This window comes from Sphingobium sp. CFD-2 (assembly GCF_024611135.1).
GTDB lineage: Bacteria > Pseudomonadota > Alphaproteobacteria > Sphingomonadales > Sphingomonadaceae > Sphingobium > Sphingobium fuliginis.
Window position 1 is genome coordinate 903,861 of record NZ_CP084405.1, and the last position, 25,258, is coordinate 929,118.

The 25,258-nt window shown below is 65.3% G+C and carries 25 protein-coding genes; 11 read left to right on the forward strand and 14 right to left on the reverse strand.

Annotated elements, in window-relative coordinates; translation table 11 throughout:
- Positions 1-4: 4 nt before the first annotated feature.
- The 3 genes from LDB29_RS04245 (at position 5) to LDB29_RS04255 (ending at position 4,439) form a co-directional block, all read left to right on the forward strand.
- Positions 5-2,164 (forward strand): type I secretion system permease/ATPase, encoded by a 2,160-nt coding sequence (locus LDB29_RS04245; RefSeq protein WP_099185832.1) that lies wholly within the window; start codon positions 5-7, stop codon positions 2,162-2,164.
- A gap of 77 nt (positions 2,165-2,241) precedes the next feature.
- Positions 2,242-3,168 (forward strand): cell wall hydrolase, encoded by a 927-nt coding sequence (locus tag LDB29_RS04250; RefSeq protein WP_025546562.1) that lies wholly within the window; start codon positions 2,242-2,244, stop codon positions 3,166-3,168.
- Complete coding sequence (locus LDB29_RS04255) at positions 3,165-4,439, forward strand: HlyD family type I secretion periplasmic adaptor subunit (RefSeq protein ID WP_025546564.1); 1,275 nt, start codon at positions 3,165-3,167, stop codon at positions 4,437-4,439. The genes LDB29_RS04250 and LDB29_RS04255 overlap by 4 nt, the downstream gene beginning before the upstream one ends.
- 45 nt (positions 4,440-4,484) lie before the next feature.
- On the opposite strand, the gene LDB29_RS04260 is transcribed toward LDB29_RS04255, so the two are convergent.
- The 3 genes from LDB29_RS04260 to LDB29_RS04270 all read right to left on the reverse strand — a co-directional run bounded on the left by LDB29_RS04260 (position 4,485) and on the right by LDB29_RS04270 (position 8,158).
- Complete coding sequence (locus LDB29_RS04260; RefSeq protein ID WP_025546566.1) at positions 4,485-5,546, reverse strand: transglutaminase-like cysteine peptidase; 1,062 nt, start codon at positions 5,544-5,546, stop codon at positions 4,485-4,487.
- A 150-nt stretch (positions 5,547-5,696) separates the two neighbouring features.
- Complete coding sequence (gene parE / locus LDB29_RS04265; protein ID WP_025546567.1) at positions 5,697-7,673, reverse strand: DNA topoisomerase IV subunit B; 1,977 nt, start codon at positions 7,671-7,673, stop codon at positions 5,697-5,699.
- A gap of 47 nt (positions 7,674-7,720) precedes the next feature.
- A complete protein-coding gene (locus LDB29_RS04270) occupies positions 7,721-8,158 on the reverse strand; it encodes a MarR family winged helix-turn-helix transcriptional regulator (RefSeq protein ID WP_025546568.1) in 438 nt (145 codons plus the stop codon).
- A gap of 136 nt (positions 8,159-8,294) precedes the next feature.
- Here LDB29_RS04270 and LDB29_RS04275 point away from each other — a divergent pair, with 136 nt between their 5' ends.
- Entirely contained in the window at positions 8,295-8,720 is a 426-nt protein-coding gene (locus tag LDB29_RS04275) for an organic hydroperoxide resistance protein (protein WP_025546570.1), read from the forward strand.
- Positions 8,721-8,792: 72 nt separating this feature from the next.
- On the opposite strand, the gene LDB29_RS04280 is transcribed toward LDB29_RS04275, so the two are convergent.
- On the reverse strand, positions 8,793-9,473 hold the full coding sequence (locus tag LDB29_RS04280; RefSeq protein WP_044661971.1) for a GcrA family cell cycle regulator: 681 nt from the start codon (positions 9,471-9,473) through the stop codon (positions 8,793-8,795).
- A 117-nt stretch (positions 9,474-9,590) separates the two neighbouring features.
- On the opposite strand from LDB29_RS04280, the gene LDB29_RS04285 reads away from it, so the two are divergent.
- Positions 9,591-10,439, forward strand: a complete 849-nt coding sequence (locus LDB29_RS04285) for an ABC transporter permease (RefSeq protein ID WP_061940604.1) — start codon at positions 9,591-9,593, stop codon at positions 10,437-10,439.
- A 45-nt stretch (positions 10,440-10,484) separates the two neighbouring features.
- Here LDB29_RS04285 and LDB29_RS04290 read toward each other — a convergent pair whose 3' ends face one another.
- Positions 10,485-10,610 (reverse strand): hypothetical protein, encoded by a 126-nt coding sequence (locus LDB29_RS04290; RefSeq protein WP_255308867.1) that lies wholly within the window; start codon positions 10,608-10,610, stop codon positions 10,485-10,487.
- Positions 10,610-11,929 (reverse strand): UDP-glucose/GDP-mannose dehydrogenase family protein, encoded by a 1,320-nt coding sequence (locus LDB29_RS04295; protein ID WP_025551077.1) that lies wholly within the window; start codon positions 11,927-11,929, stop codon positions 10,610-10,612. The genes LDB29_RS04290 and LDB29_RS04295 overlap by 1 nt, the downstream gene beginning before the upstream one ends.
- Before the next feature lie 174 nt (positions 11,930-12,103).
- Here LDB29_RS04295 and wecB point away from each other — a divergent pair, with 174 nt between their 5' ends.
- From wecB to LDB29_RS04315, 4 genes are all read left to right on the forward strand, one after another.
- On the forward strand, positions 12,104-13,246 hold the full coding sequence (wecB, locus tag LDB29_RS04300) for a non-hydrolyzing UDP-N-acetylglucosamine 2-epimerase (protein WP_099185831.1): 1,143 nt from the start codon (positions 12,104-12,106) through the stop codon (positions 13,244-13,246).
- Between the two features lie 89 nt (positions 13,247-13,335).
- On the forward strand, positions 13,336-14,646 hold the full coding sequence (gene wecC, locus LDB29_RS04305; protein ID WP_025551075.1) for a UDP-N-acetyl-D-mannosamine dehydrogenase: 1,311 nt from the start codon (positions 13,336-13,338) through the stop codon (positions 14,644-14,646).
- A gap of 121 nt (positions 14,647-14,767) precedes the next feature.
- Entirely contained in the window at positions 14,768-15,478 is a 711-nt protein-coding gene (locus LDB29_RS04310) for a polysaccharide biosynthesis/export family protein (RefSeq protein ID WP_025551073.1), read from the forward strand.
- Complete coding sequence (locus tag LDB29_RS04315; protein WP_025551071.1) at positions 15,478-17,619, forward strand: polysaccharide biosynthesis tyrosine autokinase; 2,142 nt, start codon at positions 15,478-15,480, stop codon at positions 17,617-17,619. Before LDB29_RS04310 ends, LDB29_RS04315 begins: the two co-directional genes overlap by 1 nt.
- A gap of 158 nt (positions 17,620-17,777) precedes the next feature.
- Here LDB29_RS04315 and purQ read toward each other — a convergent pair whose 3' ends face one another.
- Together purQ and purS are read right to left on the reverse strand one after the other, a co-directional pair.
- Positions 17,778-18,452 carry a phosphoribosylformylglycinamidine synthase subunit PurQ gene (purQ, locus tag LDB29_RS04320; RefSeq protein WP_025551069.1) on the reverse strand — a complete coding sequence of 225 codons (675 nt, stop codon included), beginning with the start codon at positions 18,450-18,452 and terminating at the stop codon, positions 17,778-17,780.
- A 3-nt stretch (positions 18,453-18,455) separates the two neighbouring features.
- A complete protein-coding gene (purS, locus tag LDB29_RS04325) occupies positions 18,456-18,686 on the reverse strand; it encodes a phosphoribosylformylglycinamidine synthase subunit PurS (protein WP_007682101.1) in 231 nt (76 codons plus the stop codon).
- Positions 18,687-18,885: 199 nt separating this feature from the next.
- Between purS and LDB29_RS04330 the strand changes: the two genes are divergently transcribed.
- On the forward strand, positions 18,886-19,035 hold the full coding sequence (locus LDB29_RS04330) for a hypothetical protein (protein ID WP_165363364.1): 150 nt from the start codon (positions 18,886-18,888) through the stop codon (positions 19,033-19,035).
- A 68-nt stretch (positions 19,036-19,103) separates the two neighbouring features.
- Positions 19,104-19,856 (forward strand): sulfite exporter TauE/SafE family protein, encoded by a 753-nt coding sequence (locus LDB29_RS04335; protein WP_025551065.1) that lies wholly within the window; start codon positions 19,104-19,106, stop codon positions 19,854-19,856.
- Positions 19,857-19,876: 20 nt separating this feature from the next.
- Here LDB29_RS04335 and purC read toward each other — a convergent pair whose 3' ends face one another.
- From purC to LDB29_RS04365, 6 genes are all read right to left on the reverse strand, one after another.
- A complete protein-coding gene (gene purC, locus LDB29_RS04340) occupies positions 19,877-20,659 on the reverse strand; it encodes a phosphoribosylaminoimidazolesuccinocarboxamide synthase (protein ID WP_025551063.1) in 783 nt (260 codons plus the stop codon).
- 143 nt (positions 20,660-20,802) lie between these two features.
- A complete protein-coding gene (locus LDB29_RS04345) occupies positions 20,803-20,931 on the reverse strand; it encodes a hypothetical protein (RefSeq protein WP_255308864.1) in 129 nt (42 codons plus the stop codon).
- Positions 20,932-20,962: 31 nt separating this feature from the next.
- A complete protein-coding gene (gene otsA, locus LDB29_RS04350) occupies positions 20,963-22,366 on the reverse strand; it encodes an alpha,alpha-trehalose-phosphate synthase (UDP-forming) (protein WP_082166324.1) in 1,404 nt (467 codons plus the stop codon).
- A 25-nt stretch (positions 22,367-22,391) separates the two neighbouring features.
- On the reverse strand, positions 22,392-24,170 hold the full coding sequence (locus LDB29_RS04355; protein ID WP_255308893.1) for a glycoside hydrolase family 15 protein: 1,779 nt from the start codon (positions 24,168-24,170) through the stop codon (positions 22,392-22,394).
- 99 nt (positions 24,171-24,269) lie between these two features.
- Complete coding sequence (gene otsB, locus LDB29_RS04360; RefSeq protein ID WP_025551060.1) at positions 24,270-25,034, reverse strand: trehalose-phosphatase; 765 nt, start codon at positions 25,032-25,034, stop codon at positions 24,270-24,272.
- Between the two features lie 70 nt (positions 25,035-25,104).
- Positions 25,105-25,251 carry a hypothetical protein gene (locus tag LDB29_RS04365; protein WP_172451907.1) on the reverse strand — a complete coding sequence of 49 codons (147 nt, stop codon included), beginning with the start codon at positions 25,249-25,251 and terminating at the stop codon, positions 25,105-25,107.
- Positions 25,252-25,258: the final 7 nt, after the last annotated feature.

Consider the following 25,258-nt stretch of genomic DNA (forward strand, 5'->3'; position numbering starts at 1 on the left):
AACAATGTTGGAACGAAGCACACTCAGTCTGGCCGAATGGCTGGACCATCAAGGCACGCCTAGCGACGAGCTGGTGGAGAGCATCGCCCATGCGGCGCGGCATTTCGACCGGTCGCCGGGTATCGTAAGCCTCCGCGCGGGGTTGGCCGTCGATGAATCCGGGCGTCTGCCCTTTCACCAGGCGGAATCCGCGCTCGATCAGATCGGTCTTTTGAGCGATCATGTCCGGGGCCGGCTGGACAAATGGCGGCCGGGCAACCTGCCCGCCATTCTGCCGCTGCGTGGCGGGCGTTTCCTGCTGCTGCTGGACATCAAGGCCGGTGACGCGCTGGTCCAGCTTCCGCATGCGGACGAAGCCGTCTGGGCGCCGCTCAGCGATCTCGAAGGCTATTTCACCGGCGAGGCGCTGGTGGTCATGGCCGATCATGGCCGCGAACGCGCCGAGGAACGCCCCTGGGACGAACGCGCCCGCCAGCACTGGTTTTGGCGCGAAGTGTGGCGCGCGCGCGGCGGCTTCGGCTATGTGATGCTGGCCGCGGCGATCATCAACCTGCTCGCCTTCGCCCTGCCGCTGTTTACGATGAACGTCTATGACCGGATCATCCCGAACAAGGCGGCTTCCAGCCTCTGGGTGCTGGGCGTCGGCGTGATGCTGGCCTTCAGCCTCGACTTCGCGCTGCGCATCGCCCGCGCGAGACTGGTGGACGAGGCGGGGCGGGAGATCGATGAGCGCCTTTCGCAACGCCTGTTCGAAAAGGTGCTGAACACGCCGCTGGCAAGCCGTTCGGGCAGCACCGGGGCGCTGGCGCGGCGGGTGACGGAATTCGAATCCGTGCGCGAATTCTTCACCTCGACCACCGTGGTTCTGGTGGTGGACATCGCCTTCCTCTTCTTCTTCGTCGGCATCATCGCCCTTCTGGGGGGCTGGCTGGCCATCGTACCGGTCGTCATGATGGGGATCATGGCGAGCGCAGGCTGGGTCCTGCAACGGTCGATGGCCCGCCTGTCACGCGATGCCCAGGCGGACTCCAGCCTGCAAAGCGCGGCGTTGGTCGAAGCGATTGGCGGCATCGAGACGCTGAAGGCCTGCCGCGCCGAAGGACGGATGCTGGAGCGCTGGCGTCGCTACGCCCGGATGAGTGCGGCCACGCAGGAAAAGCTGCGGCGGCTTTCTTCGAAGAGCGTCACGCTGGCCGCCCTCTGCCAGCAGGTGACGAGCATCGCGCTGGTCATCGGCGGCTTCTACATGTTCGCGGCGGGCGACATCTCGATGGGCGCGATCATCGCCATCGTCATGCTGGCCGGGCGCTCGCTCGCTCCGGTGGGACAGCTTGCCTTCGTGATCGTGCGCGGGCGTCAGGCCATGACGACGCTGGACAGCCTGCAAACGCTGATCGACCAGCCCGACGAACGGCTGGACGGCGCGCGCGGCATCATCCCCAAGATCCGCAAGGGCGCCATCGTCGCGCAGGGTCTGGAGTTCGCCTATCCCGGCGCCAGCCAGCCCAGCCTGCGAGGCATCGACCTGCGCATCGAACCGGGCGAGCGCATCGGCCTGATCGGCCGCGTGGCGTCGGGCAAGTCGACGCTGGGCCGGGTGATCTGCGGCCTTTATCCGCCCACCGGCGGCCTGCTGACCATCGATGAGGTGGACAGCCGCCAATATCATCCGCATGAGCTGCGCTCCGCCTTCCGCTATGTCGGGCAGGATGCCGAACTGTTCAGCGGTTCGGTGCGGGAAAATCTGCTGCTGGGGGCGCGGGAAGCCAGCGACGAAAAGCTGCTGGAGGCGCTGGAACGTTCGGGCGCGGCGCGTTTCTTCGGACGCGATGCGGCGGGGTTCGACTTGCATATCGGGGAGCGTGGAAGCCGCCTTTCCGGCGGACAGCGCAGCTTTCTGGTCATGGCGCGCGCCTTGGTGGAACCGGCCAAGCTCCTTTTCCTCGACGAGCCGACCGGCGCAATGGACAACCAGACCGAGAATCTGTTCATCGACCATCTGGAAAGGGCGCTGGAGCCGGACCAGACGCTGATCGTGTCGACCCACCGCCATGCGCTGCTGCGGATCGTAGACCGGCTGATCGTCATCGATCAGGGCGTCGTGCTGGCGGACGGCCCGCGTGACGAGATCATCGGCCAGCTCCAGCGGGGGGCAGGGCAATGAGCGCGGTACAGCCTACCCATTCAACACGGAGCGCTTTTATCCTTGGTGCGGGACTTGCTACGACGGCAGCCTTCGCCGTGGCGCCGCTGTGGCACCACGACCAGCCCCAGCCCACGATGCAAGCCAAGATCGTGGAAGCCGCTCCCGCCATCCCCCGCCAATATCTGGCATTGGTTCAGATGACCGGGCAAACCGACCCGACTGCGGAAGGCGACAAGGCCCGCGAGGAAAACCAGCGCCTCGGCTTCTCCGGCACGATCAGCGCCGCCAAGCCCTTCCGCGCCCTCGCCACGGCGGGCGAGGACCATGACCGCGCCCTCCAATGCCTGACCCAGGCCGTCTATTATGAAGCCGCCCGGGAGCCCGAAAGCGGCCAGCGCGCCGTCGCGCAGGTGGTGCTGAACCGCGTCCGCCACCCCGCCTTCGCCAAGACGGTGTGCGGCGTCGTCTATCAGCGTTTCGACGCCTCGGTATGCCAGTTCAGCTTCGTCTGCGACGGTTCGCTGGCGCGCCGTCCGCTGCCTGACCTCTGGAACAGGGCCAGGCGGATCGCCGCCGACGCGCTGACCGGCCGGGTCGAGAAGGAGGTCGGCACCGCGACCCATTATCACGCCGATTATGTCTTCCCCCGCTGGGCGCCGCATCTGGCGAAGCTGGCGCAGATCGGCGCGCATATCTTCTACCGCTGGCCGGGCGGCTGGGGCCTGCCGGGGGCGTTCACCGGCCGTTATGCGGGCGGGGAGCATATTCCCGCCTTCGACCCGTCGCGCTTCGCCACAGCGGCCGAACCGGCCATCGATTATCCGCCCGTCGCGGCCCTGCCGGAACGGCGGGCGGTCAATGATGTCGGCGGCCGGATGGACCCGACCAAGGGCTGGAAACTCTCCATTCCCGATCCTTCGACAGGCGGCGGCGCGCTGAGCGAGATGCTCGCCCGCCAACAGAAAGCCGCGCCGGTCACTCTGGCGGCGGACGACCATCATATCCAAGGGGTGCAACCATGATTTCGCGCTGGATAGGCTGGCTGCGGGGACAACCGGGCAACAAGCAGGTCATTCTCTACAGCGGCGGCGGCATGCTGGTCTTCCTGATGTGGGCCAGCCTGGCGCCGGTGGACGAGGTGACGCATGGACAGGGCAGGGTGATCCCGTCCAGCAAGGCGCAGGTCATCCAGTCCGCCGAACCGACCACCATAGAGGAAATACTGGTCCGATCCGGCCAGAAGGTGAGCAAGGGCCAGCTTCTGGTGCGGCTCGACGACGCGATGCTGGCGTCCGAACTCGGGCAGTTGCAGGCGGAGACCCGCTCGCTGACCGCGCGCGCCGGGCGTCTGGAAAAGGAAGGCACGGGCGAAGGCGCGGCCTGCACGACCGGCGGGCCGGAATGCCAGCAGGAACAGGCGCTCGCCGCCGTCCGCCAATCGGCGCTCCGCAGCAAGCAGGACGCGCTTGCGGCCCAGGTAGACCAGCGCCGCCGCGAACTGGGCGAAGCGCAGGCGACCATCGACAGCCTGGGCGGCAGCGTCCAGCTTGCGCGCCAGCGGGTGGCGATGCTGGAACCGCTCGCGGCGAAATCGATCATTCCCCAGACCGAATTGCTCGACGCCCGCCGCGAACTGGTGGACGCGCAGGGGCGGCTGAACGCCGCGCAGCAGCAGGCTTCGCGTGCGTCCGCCGCGATCCGCCAGGCGCAGGCGCAGCTTTCGGAAGCCAATTACCAGTTCCGTCAGGACGCGCTCAATGAGCGTAGCCAGTTGGAGGCGAAGATCGCCGTCAACAGCGAATCCCTTCGGGGCGCAAGGGGACGGGCGCAGCGGGCGGAGATCCGCTCGCCCGTCGATGGCGTGGTCAATGACGTGCAGGTGACGACCATCGGCGGTTTCGTCAGTCCCGGTCAGAAGATCATGCAGATCGTTCCGGTGGGCGAAAAGCTGCTGGTCGAGGCGCGGGTGAAGCCGAACGACATCGCCTTCATCAAGACCGGCGACCGGGCCGTGGTGAAGGTGACGGCCTATGACTTCTCGATCTATGGCGGGCTGACGGGCACGGTGCAGCAGGTCTCCGCCGACAGCGTCTATGACGAAGCGACGCGAGAAGCCTATTTCACCGTGGTCGTGGAGACGGACCGCGCCTGGCTCGGTTCAGGCGCGCACAAGCTGCCGATCACGCCGGGCATGGTGTGCGATGTGGAAATCCTGACCGGCCGCAAGTCGGTGCTGGCCTATCTGTTGAAGCCGATCATGAAGGCGCGGTCGGAAGCGCTGCGGGAGCGGTAAGCCTATCCTCAACAATGCGAAGAACGATGCACCAAGGGGGCGCGCTCACCGCGCCGCAAACTGCACCGGCTGCGGCGGCGTCACCCGATAGCCATGAGTCCAGCGCCCAAAGGCATTGAAGCTCATGATCGGCCGATAATCGCTGACGCTGGACGAAGGCAGCACCCGGTCGGTCATGTTGTCCAGGATCATCAACTCGTCCCTGATCCGCACCGCCAGCACGGCATGGTCCGCCTGCCGCACCAGGTCGCGGGCGATGACCAGGAACATGGCGCGGCGGTCGAAACCCGCCGCCTCCAGCAGCTTCATCTTGGCGATGGCATAATCCTCGCAATCGCCAGCGCCGCTCTGTAGCGTCCGCGCCGCCGAAGCCCAGTTGTCGCCGCCCTGCCGGTCATCGACGAAATGCAGCCGGCGATTGACCCAGCCATTGATCATCTCGACCTGCTGCTGCGCCGTCGATCCGCGGGCCGCGTTCAGGACACCGCTCCAGACCCCCTTGCCGGGCAGCGCCGCCGAAACGGAAGCCCATTTGCTGTCGAGCAGCGTCCGGGAAATCGGCATGGCGACCGATCCGAAAACATCGGGTTGCCCATTGCGCGGCATGATCTGGCCCGAAAGCGCCGGAACCGGGCGGGCCGGCATGACGAACGCGCTGGCCCGTGGCATTGCGGCGGCCGTTGGTTCTGGCAAAAATCCCTGCATGAAGCCGGGCACCAGCACCGGCTGGCGATAGCTCAGTATGGAAAGCTGGACCCCCTGCAACCGCCAACCGGGCAATTTGCCGCTGAAGTCGTTGATGCGCCGATCGTTGATGATCATCGCTTCCGGGACAGGCGGTTGACCCACCCAGGGCGCTGGACTGGCCGTGCCGCCTTGCTGCGCACTGATCGCTGCCAGACGGCTCATGCCGCCCGCAAGAAGATTGGCGGCGACGCGTTCGGCGGGCGTATAGGCCGGCCGGCTCTGCGTGAAGATGTCGGGAATAGCCCCCAGCGGCGCCTGCGCCAGAGCATGGCCGCTCGCCGCCAGCAGCAGGGTGGCGCTGGCGCGAAGCGCGAAGCGACGCAGAGCCGATGAGGGAATGGGCGGGACGAAGCCTGACATGCTTGCCCGTATCCCGCCGAAAATTGAACATCCGGTGCCCCGCGCTGGTTAACGCGGCGGTAGGCAAAAAATTGCCGGCAGATTTTTGCCCGGCAATTTTCAGGCAATCGCGAAAATCCGCTTTGCCGCAATCAAAAAGAAAATCGCTTTTCAGGCGTCGATTGTCTCCTCATCGACCGTTGCCGCATTCTCCTGGATGAAGGCAAAGCGATGAGCCGGATTGGTGCCCATCAGCCGGTCGACCAGTTCACGGACCTGCTGCCGGTCCTCTATGTCGTCGGGCAGAGTGACGCGGATCAGGCTGCGGGTCTTGGGGTCCATCGTCGTTTCGCGAAGCTGCGCCGGGTTCATCTCGCCCAGGCCCTTGAAGCGGCTGACGTCGACCTTCTTTCCCTTGAACTCCTTGGCCAGGATTTGCTCCCGATGGGTGTCGTCCTTGGCATAGAGGCTCTTGCCCCCTGCTGTCAGGCGGTAAAGCGGCGGCTGCGCCAGATAGAGATGGCCCCGCCGCACCAGTTCCGGCATCTCCTGAAAGAAGAATGTCATCAGCAGCGTCGCGATATGCGCGCCGTCGACGTCGGCGTCGGTCATGATGACGATGCGTTCGTAGCGCAGATTGTCGGGATTGCAGTCCTTGCGCGTGCCGCAGCCCAGCGCCAGGATCATGTCGGCAATCTCCTGATTGGCGAGGATCTTGGCGGTATTGGCGGAGGCGACGTTCAATATCTTGCCGCGCAGGGGCAGGATCGCCTGCGTCTTGCGGTCACGCGCCTGCTTGGCGGAGCCGCCGGCCGAATCGCCCTCGACCAGGAAGATTTCCGCTCCCTCCGGATCATCGTTCGAACAGTCGGTCAGCTTGCCCGGCAGCCGCAACTTGCGCGCGCTGGTGGCGGTCTTGCGCTTGACCTCCTTCTCCTGCTTGCGTTTCAGGCGCTCGTCCATCCGGTCGAGCACATAGGCGAGCAGCGCCTTGCCGCGCTCCATATGGTCGGAAAGATAATGGTCGAAATGGTCGCGCACTGCATTTTCGACCAGCCGCGCCGCCTCCGGGCTGGTGAGCCTGTCCTTGGTCTGGCTCTGGAACTGCGGATCGCGGATGAAGACCGACAGCATGATCTCCGAAGAAGTCACGATGTCGTCGGCAGTGATGTCCTTCGCCTTCTTCTGCCCCACCAGTTCGCCGAAGGCGCGGATGCCCTTCACCAACGCGGCGCGCAGGCCGGTCTCATGCGTGCCGCCATCGGGCGTCGGAATGGTGTTGCAATACCAGGAGTAGCTACCATCGGACCAGAGCGGCCAAGCAACCGCCCATTCCACGCGCCCGGCCGAGTCCGGAAAATCCTGACTCCCCGAAAAGAAGGCGCTGGTCGCGCATTCACGGTCGCCCACCTGTTCCTTCAGATGATCGGCCAGTCCGCCGGGGAACTGGAACACCGCCTCGGCCGGCGTATCGTCGGTGATGAGTTCCGGCGCGCATTTCCAGCGGATTTCCACGCCCGCGAAAAGATAGGCCTTGGACCGTGCAAGGCGATAAAGACGGGATGGCTTGAACTTCTGCTCCCCGAAAATCTCCGTGTCGGGAATGAAGCTGACCGATGTGCCGCGCCGATTGGGCGCCGCGCCGACCTTCTCCAGCCCACTGGTGGGCAGGCCCTGGGCAAAGCTCTGGCGGAACAGTTCCTTGTTGCGCGCCACTTCAATCACGGTGACGACCGACAGCGCATTGACCACGCTGATGCCGACACCGTGCAGACCTCCGGAGGTCGCATAAGCCTTGTCGGTGAACTTGCCGCCCGAATGGAGCGTGGTCAGGATCACCTCCAGCGCCGACTTGCCGGGAAATTTGGGATGGGGGTCGACCGGGATGCCCCGGCCGTTGTCGGTGATGGTCAGCCTGTTGCCTGGCTCCAGCAGCACCTCGATCCGCGTCGCATGGCCCGCGACCGCCTCGTCCATGCTGTTGTCCAGCACTTCGCTGGCAAGATGGTGCAGCGCGCGCTCGTCCGTGCCGCCGATATACATGCCGGGGCGGCGGCGCACCGGCTCCAGCCCCTCCAGCACTTCGATGGCGGAGGCGTCATATTGCGGGGTGGCGGAGGGATTGGCGGCGAACAGGTCTTCGGACATGGGCACAAGCTATAAGCCGGCGGATGGCAGGCGCAAGCGCGCGTTGTTCAGGGCAGCGGATCGCGCAACGCGGCCCACAACTGCTTCACCCGCTCATTGAGGTCGGCCAGTTGCATCCCGTCCATGCCGGACCGTTCGAGCAGGGTTTCGCCCAGGCAGCCGCATTCCTCCCGCATCGCCGCGCCGCGCTTCGTCAGGCGCACGTCGACGCGCCGTTCGTCGGCCGTGCTGCGGGCGCGCGTGAGGAAGCCTGCCGCTTCCAGCCGCTTGACCAGCGGCGTCACCGTGCTGGATTCGAGAGACAGACGCTCCGCGATCTGGCCGATGGTGCGGCCGTCCTGTTCCCATAGGGCATGCAGCACCAGATATTGCGGGTAGGTGATGCCCAGTCGGTCGAGCATTGGCTTGTAGGCGCGGCCGATCGCCATGCTGGCGGCATAGAGCGAGAAGCAGAGTTGATCGTCGAGCGGCAGGGCGGCGGGCATGGGCGGTCTCCTTTGCAGGTTCCATAGCACGAAAATATATATCGTGATAAATAAAATGCTGGACAAGGGGCCGCGCCATATCTATCTAAAGATTATCGCGATAATGATTATCGTGAAATATGAAGGGAAAAAGGCCATGTCTGTCGATGTCAAATATCGTACCCGCGCCACCGCCACCGGAGGCCGCGATGGGGAAGCCCGTTCGGAAGACGGCCGCTTCGCCGTAAAGTTGTCGACCCCGAAGGAACTGGGCGGTCCCGGCGGCGATGGCAGCAATCCCGAGCAGCTTTTCGCCGCGGGCTATTCGGCCTGCTTCATCGGCGCTCTCAAGGTTGCAGGTGGTCAGTTGAAGATCCGTGTGCCGCAGGATGTAGCCGTCACCGCGACCGTCGGCATAGGTCCGCGCGCGGCGGGCGGGTTCGGCATCACCGCCGATCTGGAGATCAGCCTGCCTGGCGTGGAGCGGGCCGACGCGGAAAGGCTGGTCGCCGCGGCGCACCAGATTTGCCCCTATTCCAACGCCACGCGCAACAATGTCGATGTCGGGCTGACCATCGCCTGACGCGCCACAGCCCAATGAAAAGGGCCGCTTCCAAATGGAGCGGCCCTTTTTCATCCCGGTCTGCTCCGGCGATCAGCGAACTCGCGGACCACCGAAGGGCAGGGGCGGCGGCGGACGGCGAGTGCCACGCGGCAACTGCGCCTGATAGGCGCGGCCGCAATGTTCGACGCAATAGGGGAAGCCGGGGTTCACCGCTTCGCCACAGAAATGGAAGTCCGGCTCGCCCGGATGGCCCATCGGCCATTTGCAGATGCGCTCCGTCAGGTCGAGCAGCGTGGTCTTGCCGGCGATTTCCGGGCTGGGCTTTGCGGGGACCAGGCGGCGCGGCGGGGCAGGGGGGATCGGCGCCTGCTGGTCGCCCGGACCCTGACGCAGGAAGCCGCCGGGGCCCACGGAGATGATGCGCGGCTGCGGCGCGGCAGGCGCTTCGGCCGCCGGCGCGGCGGCAGCGGGCGCCGGGGTAGGCGCTGCCGGTGCCGCAGGGCGGGCGGGCGGTGGCGCGGCATGCTGCGCCGGCGCGGCCGGCTTTGGCGCTTCGGCCTCCGTTGCGGACTTGCGCAGCGGCGGGGCGGCCTTTTTCGGCACTTCGTTGGCTTTCACCGGGGATGGGCGCGATTGCAGGCCCAGGCGGTGCGCCTTGCCGATCACGGCGTTACGGCTGACCCCGCCCAGTTCGTCCGCGATCTGGCTGGCGGTCAGGCCCCGTTCCCACATTGCCTTGAGCTGGTCGATACGCTCGTCGGTCCAGGACAATGAATGACTCCTCAAAATTTCAAATTCGCGCCCTATATGGGGCGCGCCGGCCCGGGTTCAATTTCCCGTGCACAACGCCCTTGCGGCACAACCCCTCAGCCGATAGTCGATCCGACCATGAACGACCAGTCCAAAATTGCTGCTTCCCTGTCGCATCAGCCGCCTTTCCATGAGCCGGGCGAGCTGGTTATCCGCAACGTCAACTGGGCCGGAGCCCGCGCGCTGTACCGCAAGGAAGTGCGACGCTTCATGAAGGTGCAGCTCCAGACGATCTGGGCACCCGCCGTTACGACGCTGATGTTCCTGGTCATCTTCACCCTGGCGCTGGGCGGAGCCAACCGCCAGGTGCTGGGCGTGCCCTTCGCGGACTTCATCGCGCCGGGCCTGATGATCATGGGCATGATGAACAATGCGTTCGCGAACAGCAGCTTCTCCCTGCTGGCGGGCAAGATGCAGGGGACGCTGATCGATTATCTGATGCCTCCGCTGTCGGTCAGCGAATTGCTGCTGGCGCTGGTGGGCGCGGCGGTGACGCGCGCCTTCTGCGTCGGCCTGGCGCTATGGGGAGCCATGGCGCTGTGGCCGGGGGTGCATGTGACCCCGGCGCATCCCTGGGCGATCCTCTGGTTCGGGCTGATGGGTGCGGGGTTGACCGCCTTCATCGGCGTGCTGACCTCCATCTGGGCGGAAAAGTTCGACCATGCCGCAGCCATCACCAATTTCGTAATCGGGCCGATGACGCTGCTGTCGGGGACTTTCTATTCCATCGACCGCCTCGCGCCCGTCTTCCGCGCGATCAGCCACGCCAACCCCTTCTTCTACGCCATTTCCGGCTTCCGCTACGGCTTCGTCGCGGCGGCGGACGGCGATGTCGTGGTGGGCAGCCTGGTGCTGCTGGGGCTGAATATCGCGCTTGGAATGCTGTGCTACGCGCTGCTCAAGCGCGGGTGGAAGCTGAAGGCCTGAAAATAGCGGCACGGTGCTCCTGCGCAGGCAGGAGCGCATATTCTATCACATCAACCCGGCTATCACCGGCACCACCAGCGTCAGGACAAGCAAGGCAAGAACCGCCACCACCCAATGATGCAGCCGCGGAAGGCCGCGTTCATCGCGCCCTCGCTCTGGCTTCAGCAGCATCAGGCAGAAACGCCCTTGCCTCCAACCCGCGTCAGCGCAAAGCCAGCCGCCTCGGCTTCCCGGCGCGGGTAGATGTTGCGCAGGTCGACCAGCACTGGTCCGTTCATCGAAGCCGCCAGCCGCTTGAGGTCCAGCGCCCGAAACGCATCCCACTCCGTCACCAATACCAGCGCGTCCGCCCCGGTCGCTGCTTCATAAGCGTCCTTCGCCATGGTCACGCTGGGCATTAGTGGCGCGGCGACCTCCATGCCCTCGGGATCATAGGCGACGATCTTCGCCCCCGCATCCTCCAGCGCCTGCACGATGGCCAGGCTCGGCGCATCGCGCATGTCGTCGGTATTGGGCTTGAAGGTCAGGCCCAGCAGCGCCACGGTCTTGCCCCGCGCCTCGCCGCCCAGCGCCTTCACGATCTTGCGCCCCATGGCCCGCTTGCGCAGGTCGTTCACCTGCACGACGGTCTCGACAATGCGGATCGGCGTGTCGTAATCCTGCCCGGTCTTCACCAGCGCCAGCGTATCCTTGGGGAAGCAGGAGCCGCCATAGCCCGGGCCGGCATGCAGGAATTTCGACCCGATGCGGTTATCCAGGCCGATCCCCCGCGACACGTCCTGCACCTCCGCGCCGACCGCTTCGCACAGGTCCGCCATTTCGTTGATGAAGGTGATCTTGGTCGCCAGGAAGGCGTTGGCTGCATATTTGATCAACTCGGCCGTCCGCCGCCCGGTGAACATCACCGGCGCCTGGTTGAGGTTCAGCGGCCGATAGACCTGCGCCATCACATCGATGGCCCGCTGGCTGCCGGTGGTGCCGACCACGACCCGGTCCGGCCGCTTGAAATCCCCGATGGCCGCGCCTTCGCGCAGGAATTCGGGATTGGATACGACCTGGATGTCCAGATCGGGGCGCGCTTCCCGGACGATCCGCTCGACCTCGTCGCCGGTACCGACCGGGACGGTGGACTTGGTGACGATAACGGTCGGCCCATCCAGCGAATCCGCGATTTCCTTGGCCGCCGCATAGACATAGCTCAGGTCCGCATGCCCGTCGCCGCGCCGCGAGGGCGTGCCAACGGCGATGAAGATCGCATCCGCGCCCTTCACCCCCTTCGCCAGATCGGTGGTGAAGCTCAGCCTTCCGGCCGCTGCATTGCTGCCTACCAGATGGTCGAGCCCCGGCTCGAAAATCGGCATGCGCCCGGATTCGATTGCGGCGATCTTGCCCGCATCCTTGTCCACGCACACCACGTCATGGCCGAAATCGGCAAAGCAGGCGCCTGATACCAGCCCGACATAGCCCGTGCCGATCATCGTGATCTTCATAAAATAACTGAGCCCCCGATTGGGTAGATGGTTCGGCTGGCCTCTAGCACAGCTTCTCTCCCATGCGAAAGCGGGCGTCGGGGGTACCCATGTTCAGGGGATGGTTACCATTTTCTGCCAGACACTTACCCGAAAGACGGCTTGCAAAGGCGGGAAAATGGCAAAGGACGGCAAATGAAGGTTGCGCTGGTGTTCGGGACGCGCCCCGAGGCGATCAAGCTGTTTCCAGTGATTCACGCGCTCCGGGCGCGGGAGGATGTCGAAACCCGCGTGATCGTGACCGCGCAGCATCGCGGCCTGCTGGACCAAGTGCTGGAGATCGCCGGAATAGCGCCCGACATCGACCTGGACGTGATGACGCCGAACCAGACGCTGGACGGCCTGACGGCGAAGCTGATCGTGGAACTGGGCAAGGCCTTCGACGCGGAGAAGCCCGATCGCGTGGTCGTGCATGGCGATACCCTTACCACCATGGTCGCCAGCCTTGCCGCCTATTACCGCAAGATTCCCGTCGCCCATGTCGAGGCGGGCCTGCGCAGCGGCGACATCCACCACCCCTGGCCGGAGGAGGTGAACCGCCGCGTCGTCGCCTGCATCGCGGACATGAATTTCGCGCCGACCCAGGCAGCCGCCGACGCGCTGCTGGCGGAAAATCGCGATGCCGCGACCATATATGTAACCGGCAACACGGTGATCGACGCGCTGCTGGCCACCCGCAAGCGCGTGCTGGCCGAACCCCATCTCGCGTCGGGACTGGACAGCCTGGCCCAGCGCTTCGCCGGAAAGCGGATCGTCGCCGTCACCAGCCACCGGCGTGAGAATTTCGGCGGCGGGATGGAGGCGATTGCCCGATCGATCGCCGAAATCGCCGCGCGTCCCGACGTGGCCGTGATCTTCCCCGTCCACCCCAATCCACATGTGCGCCCTGTCATGGATACCGTGCTGGGTAGCCTTCCCAATGTCGCGATGATCGAGCCGCTGGATTACCCGCATTTCGTTCGCCTGCTGCACCTGTGCCATCTCGTCCTGACCGACAGCGGCGGCGTGCAGGAGGAGGCGCCTTCGCTCGGCAAGCCCGTGCTGGTGATGCGCGAGACTACGGAGCGCCCCGAAGGGGTGACGGCGGGCACCGCGAAACTGGTCGGCACCGATCGAATAAAGATCGTCCGCTCGGTCTTTGCTCTGCTGGATGACGAAGCCGCCTACGCCGCCATGTCCCGCGCCCACAACCCCTTCGGAGACGGTCACGCGTCGGAGCGCATCGCAGACATCATAGCCGCGAGCGCGCAGGCTGAGAATATGGAAGAGGCGGCCTAAACTCGATTGGGAACTGACGGTCCGTTACCGAAATCTTCAGCATTTCCCGCCACAAACCGACGGAACTCAAAAGCTTCCACAGGACCCCCATGCCCCTCGACAAGCTCCAGCAGAAGGTATCCGTCATCGGCCTCGGCTATATCGGCCTGCCGACCGCCGCCCTGATCGCGCGCGGCGGCGCGCAGGTCGTCGGCGTGGACGTCAGCGCCCATGTCGTGGAGACGGTCAACTCCGGTCGCGTGCATATCGAGGAAGTCGATCTCGACGGCCTCGTCCAGGGCGTGGTCTCCCGCGGCAATCTCCGCGCCAGTCTGGATGTCGAGCCGAGCGATGTCTTCATCATCGCGGTGCCGACTCCGGTGGCCGAAGACCGCGCGCCGGACATCAGCCACGTCCTCAAGGCCGCCCGCACCGTCGCTGAGGTCCTGAAGGCCGGCGATACCGTCATTCTCGAATCCACCTCGCCGGTCGGCACCACCGAAGCCATGCGCGATCTTTTCGCCCAGATCCGCCCCGACCTGAAGATGCCCGAGCCCGGCGTGGCGGGCGACATCGCCATCGCCTATTGCCCCGAACGCGTCCTGCCCGGCCGCATCCTCGTCGAACTGATCGACAATGACCGCTGCATCGGCGGCATCACGCCCCGCTGCGCCCGCAAGGCGCTGGGCTTCTACCGCCAGTTCGTACGCGGCGCCTGCATCACCACCAGCGCCCGCGCCGCCGAAATGGTGAAGCTGGTCGAAAACAGCTTCCGCGACGTCAACATCGCCTTCGCCAACGAACTGTCCGTCATCGCGGAACGCATGGACATCGACGTGTGGGAAGTCATCCGCCTCGCCAACCGTCACCCGCGCGTCAACATACTTCAGCCCGGCCCCGGCGTTGGCGGCCACTGCATCGCGGTCGACCCCTGGTTCATCGTCCATGGCGACCCGCAAAACAGCCGCCTCATCCGCACGGCCCGCGAAGTCAATGACGGCAAGACCGACCATGTGGTCGCGAAGGCCTCCGACCTGATCGACGAATATCCGGGGGAGGCGGTCGCCTGCCTTGGCCTCGCCTTCAAACCCAATATCGACGATTTCCGCGAAAGCCCGGCCGTGAAGGTCGCGGCGCGTCTCGCAAAACGCTACGGTCGCCGCATCAAGCTGGTCGAACCCTATGCCCATGATCTGCCGATGGAGTTCGCCGGAACGGGCGCTGAACTTATCGATCTCGATACGGCTCTGGAACAATGCGGCGTTTTCGTCATTCTTGTCGATCATGACATGTTCAAATCGGTTCCGGTGGACGAACGCGCCGACAAGGCGGTTTACGACACGCGCGGCGTCTGGCCGGATCAGCCACGGCGGCCGACCGCGGGTCAGGTTGTCCCGGATCAGGCCCGGATCGCCATCTGATCGGGAGCTCCGCGCCCTCCTTCGTCCAGCCGATGGTTGCCATGTTCCTGTCGCGCCGTTAACCCCGCCCGCAATGGCAGGCCTTGTGCGTGCCCACTGAATTGCGGGGGATTTAAGCGGCATGAAGCGGCCGACCGACAGCAGGAGCCAAGCGCTGGTCATGATCATGGCCTGCCTCTGGCTCGGTGCCTGCTCGACCGTGGAGGACGCGCCGAAGGGGGAAGCGGCTTATGCCGCCATTCCGGCGGCTCCTGCCGTGGGGATGGACTATCGCATATCCCCCGACGATGTCCTGCGCATCCAGGTCTATCATGAACCGGGCCTTTCGCTGGAGGACGCGCAGGTGACGGCTGCGGGCATGGTTCGCATGCCGCTGGTGGGCGATGTTTCCGTCGCCGGCCTGTCCGCCAGCGAAGCATCGGACGTCATCGCCGGGCGGCTGGGTGAGCGCTATCTGGTTTCCCCGCAAGTGACTGTATTCGTCAAAAAGGCGGTGGGTCGCCGCATCACCGTGGATGGGGAGGTTCGCGAACCGGGCCTTTTCCCGGTGGAGGGCCGACTGGGGCTGTTGCAGGCGGTCGCGATGGCCAAGGGGCCGACGCGCCTGGCCAGCCTGGGCCAGATCGTCGTGGTCCGGCAATCGGACGGCGAGCGCAAGGCGGCGATGTTCAACCTGGGGGCGATCCGCAGGGGCGAGGCGCCCGATCCTGAAATCCTGCCGGGCGACACCATCATCGTCGGCCTCTCGCGCGCCAAGGCGATATTGGGCGGAACGCTGCTGGCGCTGCCTGCGGTCGGCGCCGGATTCGTCGTGCTGGATGGAGGACTCTGATGGCGCGGCCAGGTCTGCTGATCGACGATAGCGGCGCGTCCACTTCCATGGAGGGACGTGCAGCGCGCTTCGCCGCGGCGGCGAGCGGGGCGTGGACGGCGGTGCGGCGGCATCGCATCATCCTGTTCGTCACCATGGCGCTTTGCGTGCTGGCAGGCGTGGTCTTCATCCTGCTGTCGACGCCCGATTATCGCGCCACCGCCTCCGTCGAGGTGGAGGATGTCCCCGCCGGCGCCGCTGGGGCGGCCGCTGCGCAGCGACAGGCGACGCCGTCCGACAATGAAGCGTTGATGCAGACCGAACTGGAAGTGCTGCGCAGCCGCGCCCTGGCGGAAGATGTGGCCCGCGAACTGGCGTTGATCGGCAGCCGCACCTTCTTCGACGGCATGAACGTGCGCCGGCCGGAGCAGGGGACGGGCGCGCTCAGCCAGCGTCAGGTCGAGACCGAGACCGTTGTGGGCCTGCTGCGCGACAATCTGCATGTCGAACTGCCCGGCAAGTCGCGGGTCATCCGCATCAGCTTCACCAGCGCCGATCCGGTGCTGTCGGCGCGCGTCGCCAACAGCTATGCCGACAGCCTGATCCGCGCCGATCTGAAGCGAGGCTTCGAATCCGGTGTTCAGGCGCGGCGATTCCTGCTCGGCGAACTGGACGGAGCGCGGAAGGATCTGGAACGGGCGGAGCGCGACCTGGCGGTCTATGCCGCCAATGCGGGCGCCATGGCGCTGCCCGGATTGAGGGAGGCCGGATCGAAGGAGGCCGGATCGAAGGAGGATGACGGCGATCCGTCTCCCGAGGGCACGATCGCGACACGGCTGGCGCAACTCAACGCCTTCCGTGCGCAGGCGACCGCCGACCGCATCGCCGCGCAGAAGCGCTGGGAAAGCGCCCGCATGTCGAGTGTCGAGACGCTGCCGGAAGTGCTGAACAACGGCGCGATGCAGCAGATCATGACGGAAAGGGCGCAGGCGCGGGCGCAGGTCGTGCAGGAACGCCAGTTCCGCAAGGATGCTCACCCCGAAATGCGTGAGGCCCGCGCCCGGCTGGCCGCGCTGGACGATCAGGCGGAGGGCATGGCCAACACGATCCGCGCCTCGCTCAAGGAACAGTTCGATGTCGCCGTGCATGGCGAGAAGCAGATCCAGTCCGAAATCGCCAAGGTCGAGCGGCAGGCCCGGGCCGAACGCGGGCGCGGCGTGCAGATGAGCATATTGGAGCGGCAGGTCGACACCTATCGCCTGCTGCACGACAGCCTGCTCCAGCGTTATCGAGACATGGCATCGCAGGCAGGCTTCCAGGCAGGCCGCATCCAGCCGCTGGACCGGGCGGCGGTCCCTTCGCGGCCTTCTTCCCCCAATATCGGCGTCACCATGCTGTTCGCTTCGCTGGGTGGGCTGATCCTCGGGCTGATGGCGGTGGCGGGGCGGCATATCTTCGACGACGCCGTGACTTCCGCCGACACGCTGGCGGAGCGGGTGAACCTGCCGCTGCTCGGCGCGGTTCCGGCGGGGGAGAAGCCGGGGGCGGAGATTTTCGCGCCGATGGCTTCTTCGCTGCTTCTGGGTTCTGCGGCCGGTCTGCCGCGTTCCATACTCGTCACCAGCGCGCAGGAAGGAGAGGGGAAGTCCTCCACCCTCCATGCCCTGGCCAGGGCGCTGGCGAAACTCGACAAGCGGGTGCTGGTGATAGACGCCGATATGCGGCGGCCCAAGCAGCACAGCCTGTTCGGCATATCGCCCGCTCGTGGGATCAGCGAGTTGATGACGGGCCAGGCCAGGATGGACGACGTCATCGTGGATAGCGGCGTACCAGGCGTGGCCTTGTTGCCCTGCGGGGCGATCCCGCCCAATCCGGCGGAATTGCTGGTCACGCCTGCGATGGATTCCCTGCTGGCGACCGTTCGGGAACGCTATGACACGGTGCTGATCGATGCGCCGCCCATTCTCGGCCTGTCGGATGCCTGCCTGCTGGCGAGCAAGGCGCAGGTGACGTTGCTGGTGGTAGAATGGGGCCGCAATCATCATGGCGGCCTGCGCGTCGCCGTCGATCGCTTGCGCCGGGCGGGCGGCGCGATCATTGGCGCGATCCTCACCAAGCAGGAAGGCCGCGCCTTCGAATATGACTATCATCGCGGCGGGTGAGCCAAGTAGCGCGGCGCAACTTCGGCGAAGATTTGCTTAGCCCGCTATGCAATGGCGGCGCGTGGAGTGTTACGGCACAAAGCTGAACGCTCTGGCTGGCAACGCCGTCAATTGCATGCCGAAAGTCGGTTCAGCAAGCCGGGCCATATCCCTTGGCTTCAGGCCCGGGCAAGCAGCCCTTCCACCAGTCCTTCGAACAGCCGTCGGCCATCGGTCGCACCATGGGCCGGCTCTATCACCCGCTCCGGGTGCGGCATCATGCCCAGCACATTGCCGGCCTCGTTCAGGATAGCCGCGATGTTCCGCGCCGATCCGTTGACGCTCTCCGCATAGCGCAGCGCCACGCGGCCTTCGCCTTCCAGCCGGTCCAGCGTTTGCGCATCGGCAAAATAATTGCCGTCATGATGCGCCACCGGAAAGCTGATCGCCTCGCCAGCCTCATAGCGGCTGGTGAAGGCGCTCTGCGCATTCTCGACTGTCAGCGCCACGTCGCGGCAGACGAAATGGCCGCCCGCATTGCGCAGCAGCGCACCGGGCAACAGCCCGCTCTCCGTCAGCACCTGGAAACCGTTGCAGATGCCCAGCACATAGGCCCCGCGATCCGCCGCCTTCGCCACTGCCTGCATCACCGGCGAACGGGCCGCCATCGCGCCGGAACGCAGATAGTCGCCATAGGAAAAGCCGCCCGGCACGCCGATCAGGTCGAGATCGTCGGGCAGTTCCGTGTCGCGGTGCCAGATCATGGCAGGCTTTGTCCCGGTCGCCGTCTCGAACGCCACGGCGAGGTCGCGGTCGCAATTGCTGCCGGGAAAGACGATGACGGCGCTCTTCATGGCTCAGGCCTTTTCGATGCGGTAGTTTTCGATCACCGTGTTCGCCAGCAGCTTGCGGCACATGGCGTCGATGTCCTCGTCGCTGGTGCCGTCGGCCAGGTCCAGTTCGATCAGCTTGCCCGCGCGCACATCATTGACGCCGCCGAAGCCAAGGCCTTCCAGCGCGTGATGGATCGCCTTGCCCTGCGGGTCGAGGACACCGCCCTTGAGGGTGACGAAGATGCGGGCTTTCATGAGTGTGGAACTCCGTAAAACAGGCTTTCGCGCACCCCCAGGGCATTCTGCCTGCAGAATGCGCAAGCCGTGAAAACCGGAGGGCTGGCGATCGTTTGAATCGTCCAGCCCTCTAGTCCCGGAGCGCCCGGCAAGCAAGGCATTATGCTTTTGTTAGCGGCCATGGCGTTATCCATCCCGCAGAGGGAAGGATTTTCGCATGGCCGGTCTTGCTTTGGCGATGTTCGTGGGGCTTTTCGCCTTCGGTCAGCAGGTCATGGGCTATGACGATCCCCATGGCCGGGTTCAGCTGGCGCTTCTGGCGACCTTCACCTTCGGCGTCCTGATTGGCTATCGCGCGCATAGCTGACGCGCAGGCGCCAAACGCCGCAAAAAAGATGCTCCCCCAAAGGCCCGCCTTGCTTTAGGCGGAGCGCCATGAATCCGGATTATCTCTATTATGCCTGCGCCATAAGCGCGGTGATCCTGTCGGGCCTTGCCAAGGGCGGATTTGCCGGGGTTGGCGCGCTGGCCATGCCGATACTCGCCCTGGGCGTCGATCCCGTGCGGGGAGCGGCGATCATGCTGCCCATTCTGATCCTGCAGGATGTGGTCGGCGTCTGGTCGTTCCGGCATAGCTGGGACCGGCATGTCCTTAAGGTCATGCTGCCCGGCATGGCGGCCGGCGTAGGGCTGGGCTATTTCTTCGCCGCCCGCGTGTCCGAAATCGCGGTGATGGGCGTGCTGGGCCTGATTTCGACATTGTTCGGCCTGCATCGGCTCTGGATCGAGCGGGGCGGCGCGATCGTGTTGCCGTCGACCTCGCCCTCATGGGTGGGCGTGCTGCTCGGCGTGGCGAGCGGCTTCACCAGCCAGATCGCGCATGCCGGGGCGCCGCCCTTCCAGATGTGGGTTCTGCCCAAGCGCCTGTCGCGCGACGTTCTGGTGGGGACGACCGCGATCGCCTTTGCGGTGACGAACTGGATGAAGGTGCCGGCCTATGCCGCCCTGGGGCAGTTCACCAGGGCGAACCTGCTGGCGACGGCGATGCTGATCCCGCTTGCCGTCGTGTCGACCATGGCCGGCGTGGCGTTGGTGCGGCGCTTCGATCCCGCCCGCTTCTACACGCTGATCTATGTGCTGATGGTGTTGCTGGGGATCAAGCTGATGGCGGACGCGCTGCTTGCCTGAGCCGCGCGTCCGGATTCCCATCAGTCCTTGCCGCGCTTCTTGCGATGGGTGTCGAGGTCGAGGACGGTGGTATCCACGCCCTCCGGCATCAGGCCCAGGCGCCGGGCGACTTCCTGATAGGCCTCGACTTCGCCGCCCAGATCGCGGCGGAAACGGTCCTTGTCCAGCTTCTCGCCGGTCGCCATGTCCCAGAGTCGGCAACCGTCGGGGCTGATCTCGTCCGCAAGGATGATGCGGCTATAGTCGCCGTCCCACAGGCGACCGAATTCCAGCTTGAAGTCGATCAGGCGAATGCCGATGCCCGCGAACAGGCCGCACATGAAGTCGTTGATGCGGATCGCCATGTCGGCAATGTCGTGCATTTCGTCCTGGCTGGCCCATCCGAAGCAGGCGATATGCTCTTCGGACACCAGCGGGTCGCCCAGCGCGTCGTCCTTGTAGCAATATTCGATGAGCGTGCGGGGAAGCTGCGTTCCCTCCTCGATCCCCAGCTTCTTGCTGAGCGAACCTGCGGCGACGTTGCGCACGACCACCTCGATCGGCACGATTTCCACCTGACGGACGAGTTGTTCGCGCATGTTAAGGCGGCGGATGAAGTGGGTAGGAACGCCGATCTGGCCGAGTAGGGTGAAGATATGCTCGGAAATCCGGTTGTTGAGCACGCCCTTGCCCGAAATCGTGCCCTTCTTCTGGGCGTTGAAGGCGGTCGCGTCATCCTTGAAATATTGGATGATCGTACCAGGCTCGGGGCCTTCATAAAGGATCTTTGCCTTGCCTTCGTAGATCTGGCGGCGACGGGCCATATGCGGTTCCTGTCTTCCCAATAAAGAATGTGCCCCGGCAAACGCGAATCGGGAAGGATCAGCGGGTGCCGGGGCTGCTTGGGCTGGCCCTTAGACCAAAAGGGGCGGGGGTGCAAATGGGCGAGTTCGGGCGAGGGAGCCTGCTACAGCACGTCGCCGAACATGAACCAGATCAGCGCCAGCCAGGCCAGAAGGCCGATCACGCCCAATATGACGCCCGATCTGGCGCGAATGGCGGCCAGGGCGCCGCCCGCTTCTTCCTCATCATCCATCGGCCCGACTGTAGCGGCGCTGGCGGGAAAGTTAAGCCGGTTGCGCCTCCTGTTTCACCTCGCCATTGCGTTGGACCGCCATCAGCCGCTCCGTGAAGCGCTGCCGCCACCAGCTTATGTCCTGCTTTTCGACACTGTCCATCATGGCGCGCCATCGCCGCTTGCGTTCGTCCAGCGGCATGGAGAGCGCGCGGGTGATGGCGTCGGACATCTCCTCCGGACTATAGGGATTGATCAGCAGCGCGTCCTTGAGCTGCTGGGCGGCGCCGGCGAAGCGCGACAGGATGAGGACGCCGGGATCGTCCGGATTCTGCGCGGCGACATATTCCTTGGCGACCAGGTTCATGCCGTCGCGCAGCGGCGTGACGAGCCCGATCTTGGCAGCGCGGTAGATGCCGGCCAGCTTGTCGCGCGGATAGCCCTGATTGACGTAGCGGATCGGGGTCCAGTCCACATCGCTATATTCCCCGTTGATGCGGCCGGCGAGCGCATCCAGGGTTGCGCGGATCTGCTGATAGCTCTCCACCTCGCCGCGGGAAGGCGGGGCGATCTGCGTCAGGACGACATTGCGATGCTGTTCGCTATGATCCTTCAGGAAGCGGGCGTAGCCGTTGAACCGTTCCTCCAGTCCCTTGCTATAGTCCAGACGGTCGACGCCCACGATCATCGCGCGATCCTGCAGCGACCGGCGGACCTTTTCATACATGTCCTTGGCCGCATCGCTGACGGCGGCGCTGGCATATTCCTGCGCGTTGATGCCGATGGGGCAGGCGATCGCCTGAATCGTCCGCTTGCCCAGCGTCACGAAATCGCCGTCCACCGAACCGCCCATTTCGCGTTCGACATAATGGCGGAAGGATTCCAGCCATTCCTCGGTATGGAACCCCACGACATCATAGGCGAAAAGCGCCTGCACCAGCTTGCTGTGGTGGGGCAGCGACACAAGCAGCCGGGTCGGCGGCCATGGGATGTGCAGGAAGAAGCCCATGCGATTGTCATGGCCCCGGTCGCGCAGCATCCGGCCGAGCGGGATCATGTGGTAATCCTGGACCCAGATGATGTCTTCCGGTTCGATCAGCGGGCTGGTCGTGTCCGCGAAGCGTTGGTTGACGCGGTTATACCCGCCTTCGAAATCGCGCGCATATTCGGCCAGGTCTATCCGGAAGTGGAACAGCGGCCAGAGGGTCTTGTTGGCATAGCCATTATAATATTCGTCGACATCCTGCTCCTCCAGGTCGATGGTCGCGGTCTTGACGCCTTCATCCTCCGAAAAGCCGATCTGCCCGGTGAAATTCTCCGTGATCTCGCCGGACCAGCCGACCCAGATGCCGCGGCTTTCGCGCAGCGCCTGGGAAAGCGCGACGGCCAGGCCGCCCTGGTTGCCGTTCTTGGTTGGGCGGCTGACCCGGTTCGAAATGACTATCAGGCGGCTCATGCCAAGCGCCTCCATGCCAAGCGCTTCATCGCATCACGCTCCACGGTTTGCTCAAGAGCACGGCGCAATTGATGATGCCGACCAATGAGTAGGTTTGGGGATAGTTCCCCCACAATTCCCCGGTGACGGGATCGATGTCTTCGGAAAGCAGGCCGGCGGCGGTGCGGCGGGACAGCATCTCCTCGAACAGGGCGCGCGCCTCCTCGCTGCGGCCGGTCCGATGCAGGGCCTCTATCAGCCAGAAGGTGCAGACGTTGAAGGCGGTGACCGGCTCCCCGAAATCGTCCGGCGCGCTGTAGCGCAGCATGTCGTTGCCCCGGCGCAGGTCCTTTTCCAGCGCCTTCAGCGTTCCGATGAACATGGGATTGTCCGTCGTCAGGAAGCGCAGGTCGATCAGCTGGAGCAGGGAGGCGTCCCTCGCATCGTCCTCGAAATTGGCGGAGATGGCGTTGCTGTCCGTCCGCCAGGCCGACTGGAGGATGCGGGCCTTCATGATTTCCGCCCGCTCGCGCCAATGGACTTCGCGGTCCGGCAGCCCAAGGGCGGCTGCCGCATGGGCGAGGCGGTCGCACGCCGCCCAGCACATCACCGCGCTGTAGCTGTGGACATGGGCGCGGGTGCGCAGTTCCCACAGGCCGGCATCGGGCTTGTCATAGACCTGCCAGGCGCGCTCGCCCACGGCTTCCAGCGCTTCGAAGTCCGACAGCCCCGCCATGCGCAGCAGGCGCTGGTCGATGAAGCCCTGAACGGAGGAGAGGACGATCTGCCCATAGGCGTCGTGCTGTACCTGGGAATAGGCGGCATTGCCGACGCGCACCGGCCCCATGCCGCGATAGCCGGGCAGGTTCTGCGCCTCCCGCTCCTCCAGCGTGGCGTTGCCGCGCACGTCGTAGAGCGGCTGGATATGGCCGCCCCGCGCGCCGTCGACGATGTTGCGGAGATAGACGAGATAGCTTTCCAGAACGTCCAGCGCGCCCAGCCGGTTCAGCGCCTCCACCGTATAATAAGCGTCCCTGATCCAGCAGTAGCGATAGTCCCAGTTGCGGCCGCTGTCGGCATGTTCGGGGATACTGGTAGTCAGCGCGGCGACGATGGCGCCGGTCTCCTCATGCTGGCAGAGCTTGAGCGTGATGGCGGAACGGATCACCGCCTCCTGCCACTCGGCCGGAATGGCCAGGCTTCGCACCCAGATCTGCCATTCGTGGATCGTGTCGTCCAGCATCCGCTCCACCGCGGGGCGGAGGGCGTCCGAAAAGCTCTCATCCGGCCCCAGGAAGAAATGCATGTCATGTTCCAGCCGGAACCAGCTTTCCTGGGAAATCAGGCCGATGGGCGCATTGGTGGACATGCGCATCGCCATGTAGGACAGCACCAGCCGGATATGGTTGGAGCCATAGCTGATCGGCACCTTTTCCGAATGCCAGGAGGTGGTGGGGCGCAGCCTGACGCGGATGCGCGGACTGCCCGATACGGGCCGGACGACGCGGGCGAACGCGACGGGGCGGTACATCCGCCCCTGATGCTTGTGGCGCGGGCAGAAATCGTAAAGCTCTATCGCATTGCCCTGGGCGTCGGTCTGGCGCGTCACCAGCACAGGCGTGTTGCGGATATAATGCTGCTCGATCCGGGCGCAGTTCTCCAGCTCTATGGCCCAGAAGCCCCGCGAATCCGGTTGGTCCCAGGCGGCATCGTCCAGCAGTGCCGAGAATACGGGATCACCGTCGACGCGGGGGACGCAGGCCCATATCATCCGCCCGGCCCGGTCGATCAGCGCCGATGCCTGGCAATTGCCGATGGGCCACAGGTCGAGCGTGCGCTCATCCCCGCCCGGAAGGTCGTTTTTCTGCGTTTCTATCGGTCCGTCCCCCTTGTTCGTGCACGACAGGGGCGCCGGACCATCGGATCAGTCGGTGCCAGCGACCCCCTGGGCAAGATAATGCCTGACGGCGGCAACCTGTTCCAAAGAGAATGCGGCGAGCGTCGCCCTGGGCACGCCGACGAGAATGCCGGAGCCGCCCAGATCGCGTGCGACGGCAAAGCCCTCCTCATCGGTGACGTCGTCCCCGATGAACAGCGGCGTGCCGCCGGCCATAGGTGCGCGGCGCATCAGTGTGCGGACGGCGCTGCCCTTGTCGGCGCCGCCGGGACGCAGTTCGTAGAGCATCTTGCCCGGCTGGAGCGCGAGGTCGAGCCGATCCGCCAGGCTGGCGGCCAGATCGCCTGCTTCCCGGCCCCATTGCGGGGCGCCGCGGAAATGAAGGCCGACGCTGATCGTCTTGCGTTCGACGAGGACGCCGGCCTTTCCGGCCGCGAAGGTCTGGAAGGCGGCTTCCGCCTCATCGATCGCGGGGAGACGGGCAGGCGCTTCCACGGGGCGGCCGGGTTCCGCCAGTTCCAGCCCATGGGTGCCGGCGAGCAGGAACTGCCCGAAGCCGAAATCGCGCAGCGTCGCGACGGATCGGCCGCTGACGATGGCAAGCCGCCCATCCAGCCGGTCGCGCAGACGGCCGAGCAGGGCGAGCAGATCGTCATCGACCTCCACGCCGTCGGGCGTATCGGCTATCGGGGCCAGCGTTCCGTCGAAGTCGAGGAACAGCGCGGCCCCTGTCAGCAGCCGGGGCGGCGGAGGGGGAAGATCGGGAACAGGGGAAAGGCGGGAATCGGACACGCGCGCAAGTTGGCGTGTGGCGCGGATTGTGCAACCCCCGTCGCACCATGTTCGCGATTTTCGAGGGGCTTCATCGCCGTTCCTCGATCCAGGGGGCAGACCAGGCGATGCGGTGGAGAGCGCAGAAGGCCTGCATGATGGCGGCGATCAGGCCGGGGCGATTCCGGGCGGCTTCGTGGCCGTTGGGGGACGGCCGGGCGTCCTTGGACAAGTGCATGGCAAGG

Excerpts from the sequence above, each read along its gene's own strand:
- LDB29_RS04245 (WP_099185832.1), top strand. The coding sequence starts at position 5 with ATGTTGGAACGAAGCACACTCAGTCTGGCCGAATGGCTGGACCATCAA.
- LDB29_RS04255 (WP_025546564.1), top strand. The coding sequence starts at position 3,165 with ATGATTTCGCGCTGGATAGGCTGGCTGCGGGGACAACCGGGCAACAAG.
- LDB29_RS04260 (WP_025546566.1), bottom strand. The coding sequence starts at position 5,546 with ATGTCAGGCTTCGTCCCGCCCATTCCCTCATCGGCTCTGCGTCGCTTC.
- parE (WP_025546567.1), bottom strand. The coding sequence starts at position 7,673 with ATGTCCGAAGACCTGTTCGCCGCCAATCCCTCCGCCACCCCGCAATAT.
- LDB29_RS04270 (WP_025546568.1), bottom strand. The coding sequence starts at position 8,158 with ATGCCCGCCGCCCTGCCGCTCGACGATCAACTCTGCTTCTCGCTCTAT.
- LDB29_RS04275 (WP_025546570.1), top strand. The coding sequence starts at position 8,295 with ATGTCTGTCGATGTCAAATATCGTACCCGCGCCACCGCCACCGGAGGC.
- LDB29_RS04285 (WP_061940604.1), top strand. The coding sequence starts at position 9,591 with ATGAACGACCAGTCCAAAATTGCTGCTTCCCTGTCGCATCAGCCGCCT.
- LDB29_RS04290 (WP_255308867.1), bottom strand. The coding sequence starts at position 10,610 with ATGCTGCTGAAGCCAGAGCGAGGGCGCGATGAACGCGGCCTTCCGCGG.
- LDB29_RS04295 (WP_025551077.1), bottom strand. The coding sequence starts at position 11,929 with ATGAAGATCACGATGATCGGCACGGGCTATGTCGGGCTGGTATCAGGC.
- wecB (WP_099185831.1), top strand. The coding sequence starts at position 12,104 with ATGAAGGTTGCGCTGGTGTTCGGGACGCGCCCCGAGGCGATCAAGCTG.
- wecC (WP_025551075.1), top strand. The coding sequence starts at position 13,336 with ATGCCCCTCGACAAGCTCCAGCAGAAGGTATCCGTCATCGGCCTCGGC.
- LDB29_RS04310 (WP_025551073.1), top strand. The coding sequence starts at position 14,768 with ATGAAGCGGCCGACCGACAGCAGGAGCCAAGCGCTGGTCATGATCATG.
- LDB29_RS04315 (WP_025551071.1), top strand. The coding sequence starts at position 15,478 with ATGGCGCGGCCAGGTCTGCTGATCGACGATAGCGGCGCGTCCACTTCC.
- purQ (WP_025551069.1), bottom strand. The coding sequence starts at position 18,452 with ATGAAGAGCGCCGTCATCGTCTTTCCCGGCAGCAATTGCGACCGCGAC.
- purS (WP_007682101.1), bottom strand. The coding sequence starts at position 18,686 with ATGAAAGCCCGCATCTTCGTCACCCTCAAGGGCGGTGTCCTCGACCCG.
- LDB29_RS04330 (WP_165363364.1), top strand. The coding sequence starts at position 18,886 with ATGGCCGGTCTTGCTTTGGCGATGTTCGTGGGGCTTTTCGCCTTCGGT.
- LDB29_RS04335 (WP_025551065.1), top strand. The coding sequence starts at position 19,104 with ATGAATCCGGATTATCTCTATTATGCCTGCGCCATAAGCGCGGTGATC.
- purC (WP_025551063.1), bottom strand. The coding sequence starts at position 20,659 with ATGGCCCGTCGCCGCCAGATCTACGAAGGCAAGGCAAAGATCCTTTAT.
- LDB29_RS04345 (WP_255308864.1), bottom strand. The coding sequence starts at position 20,931 with ATGGATGATGAGGAAGAAGCGGGCGGCGCCCTGGCCGCCATTCGCGCC.
- otsA (WP_082166324.1), bottom strand. The coding sequence starts at position 22,366 with ATGAGCCGCCTGATAGTCATTTCGAACCGGGTCAGCCGCCCAACCAAG.
- LDB29_RS04365 (WP_172451907.1), bottom strand. The coding sequence starts at position 25,251 with ATGCACTTGTCCAAGGACGCCCGGCCGTCCCCCAACGGCCACGAAGCC.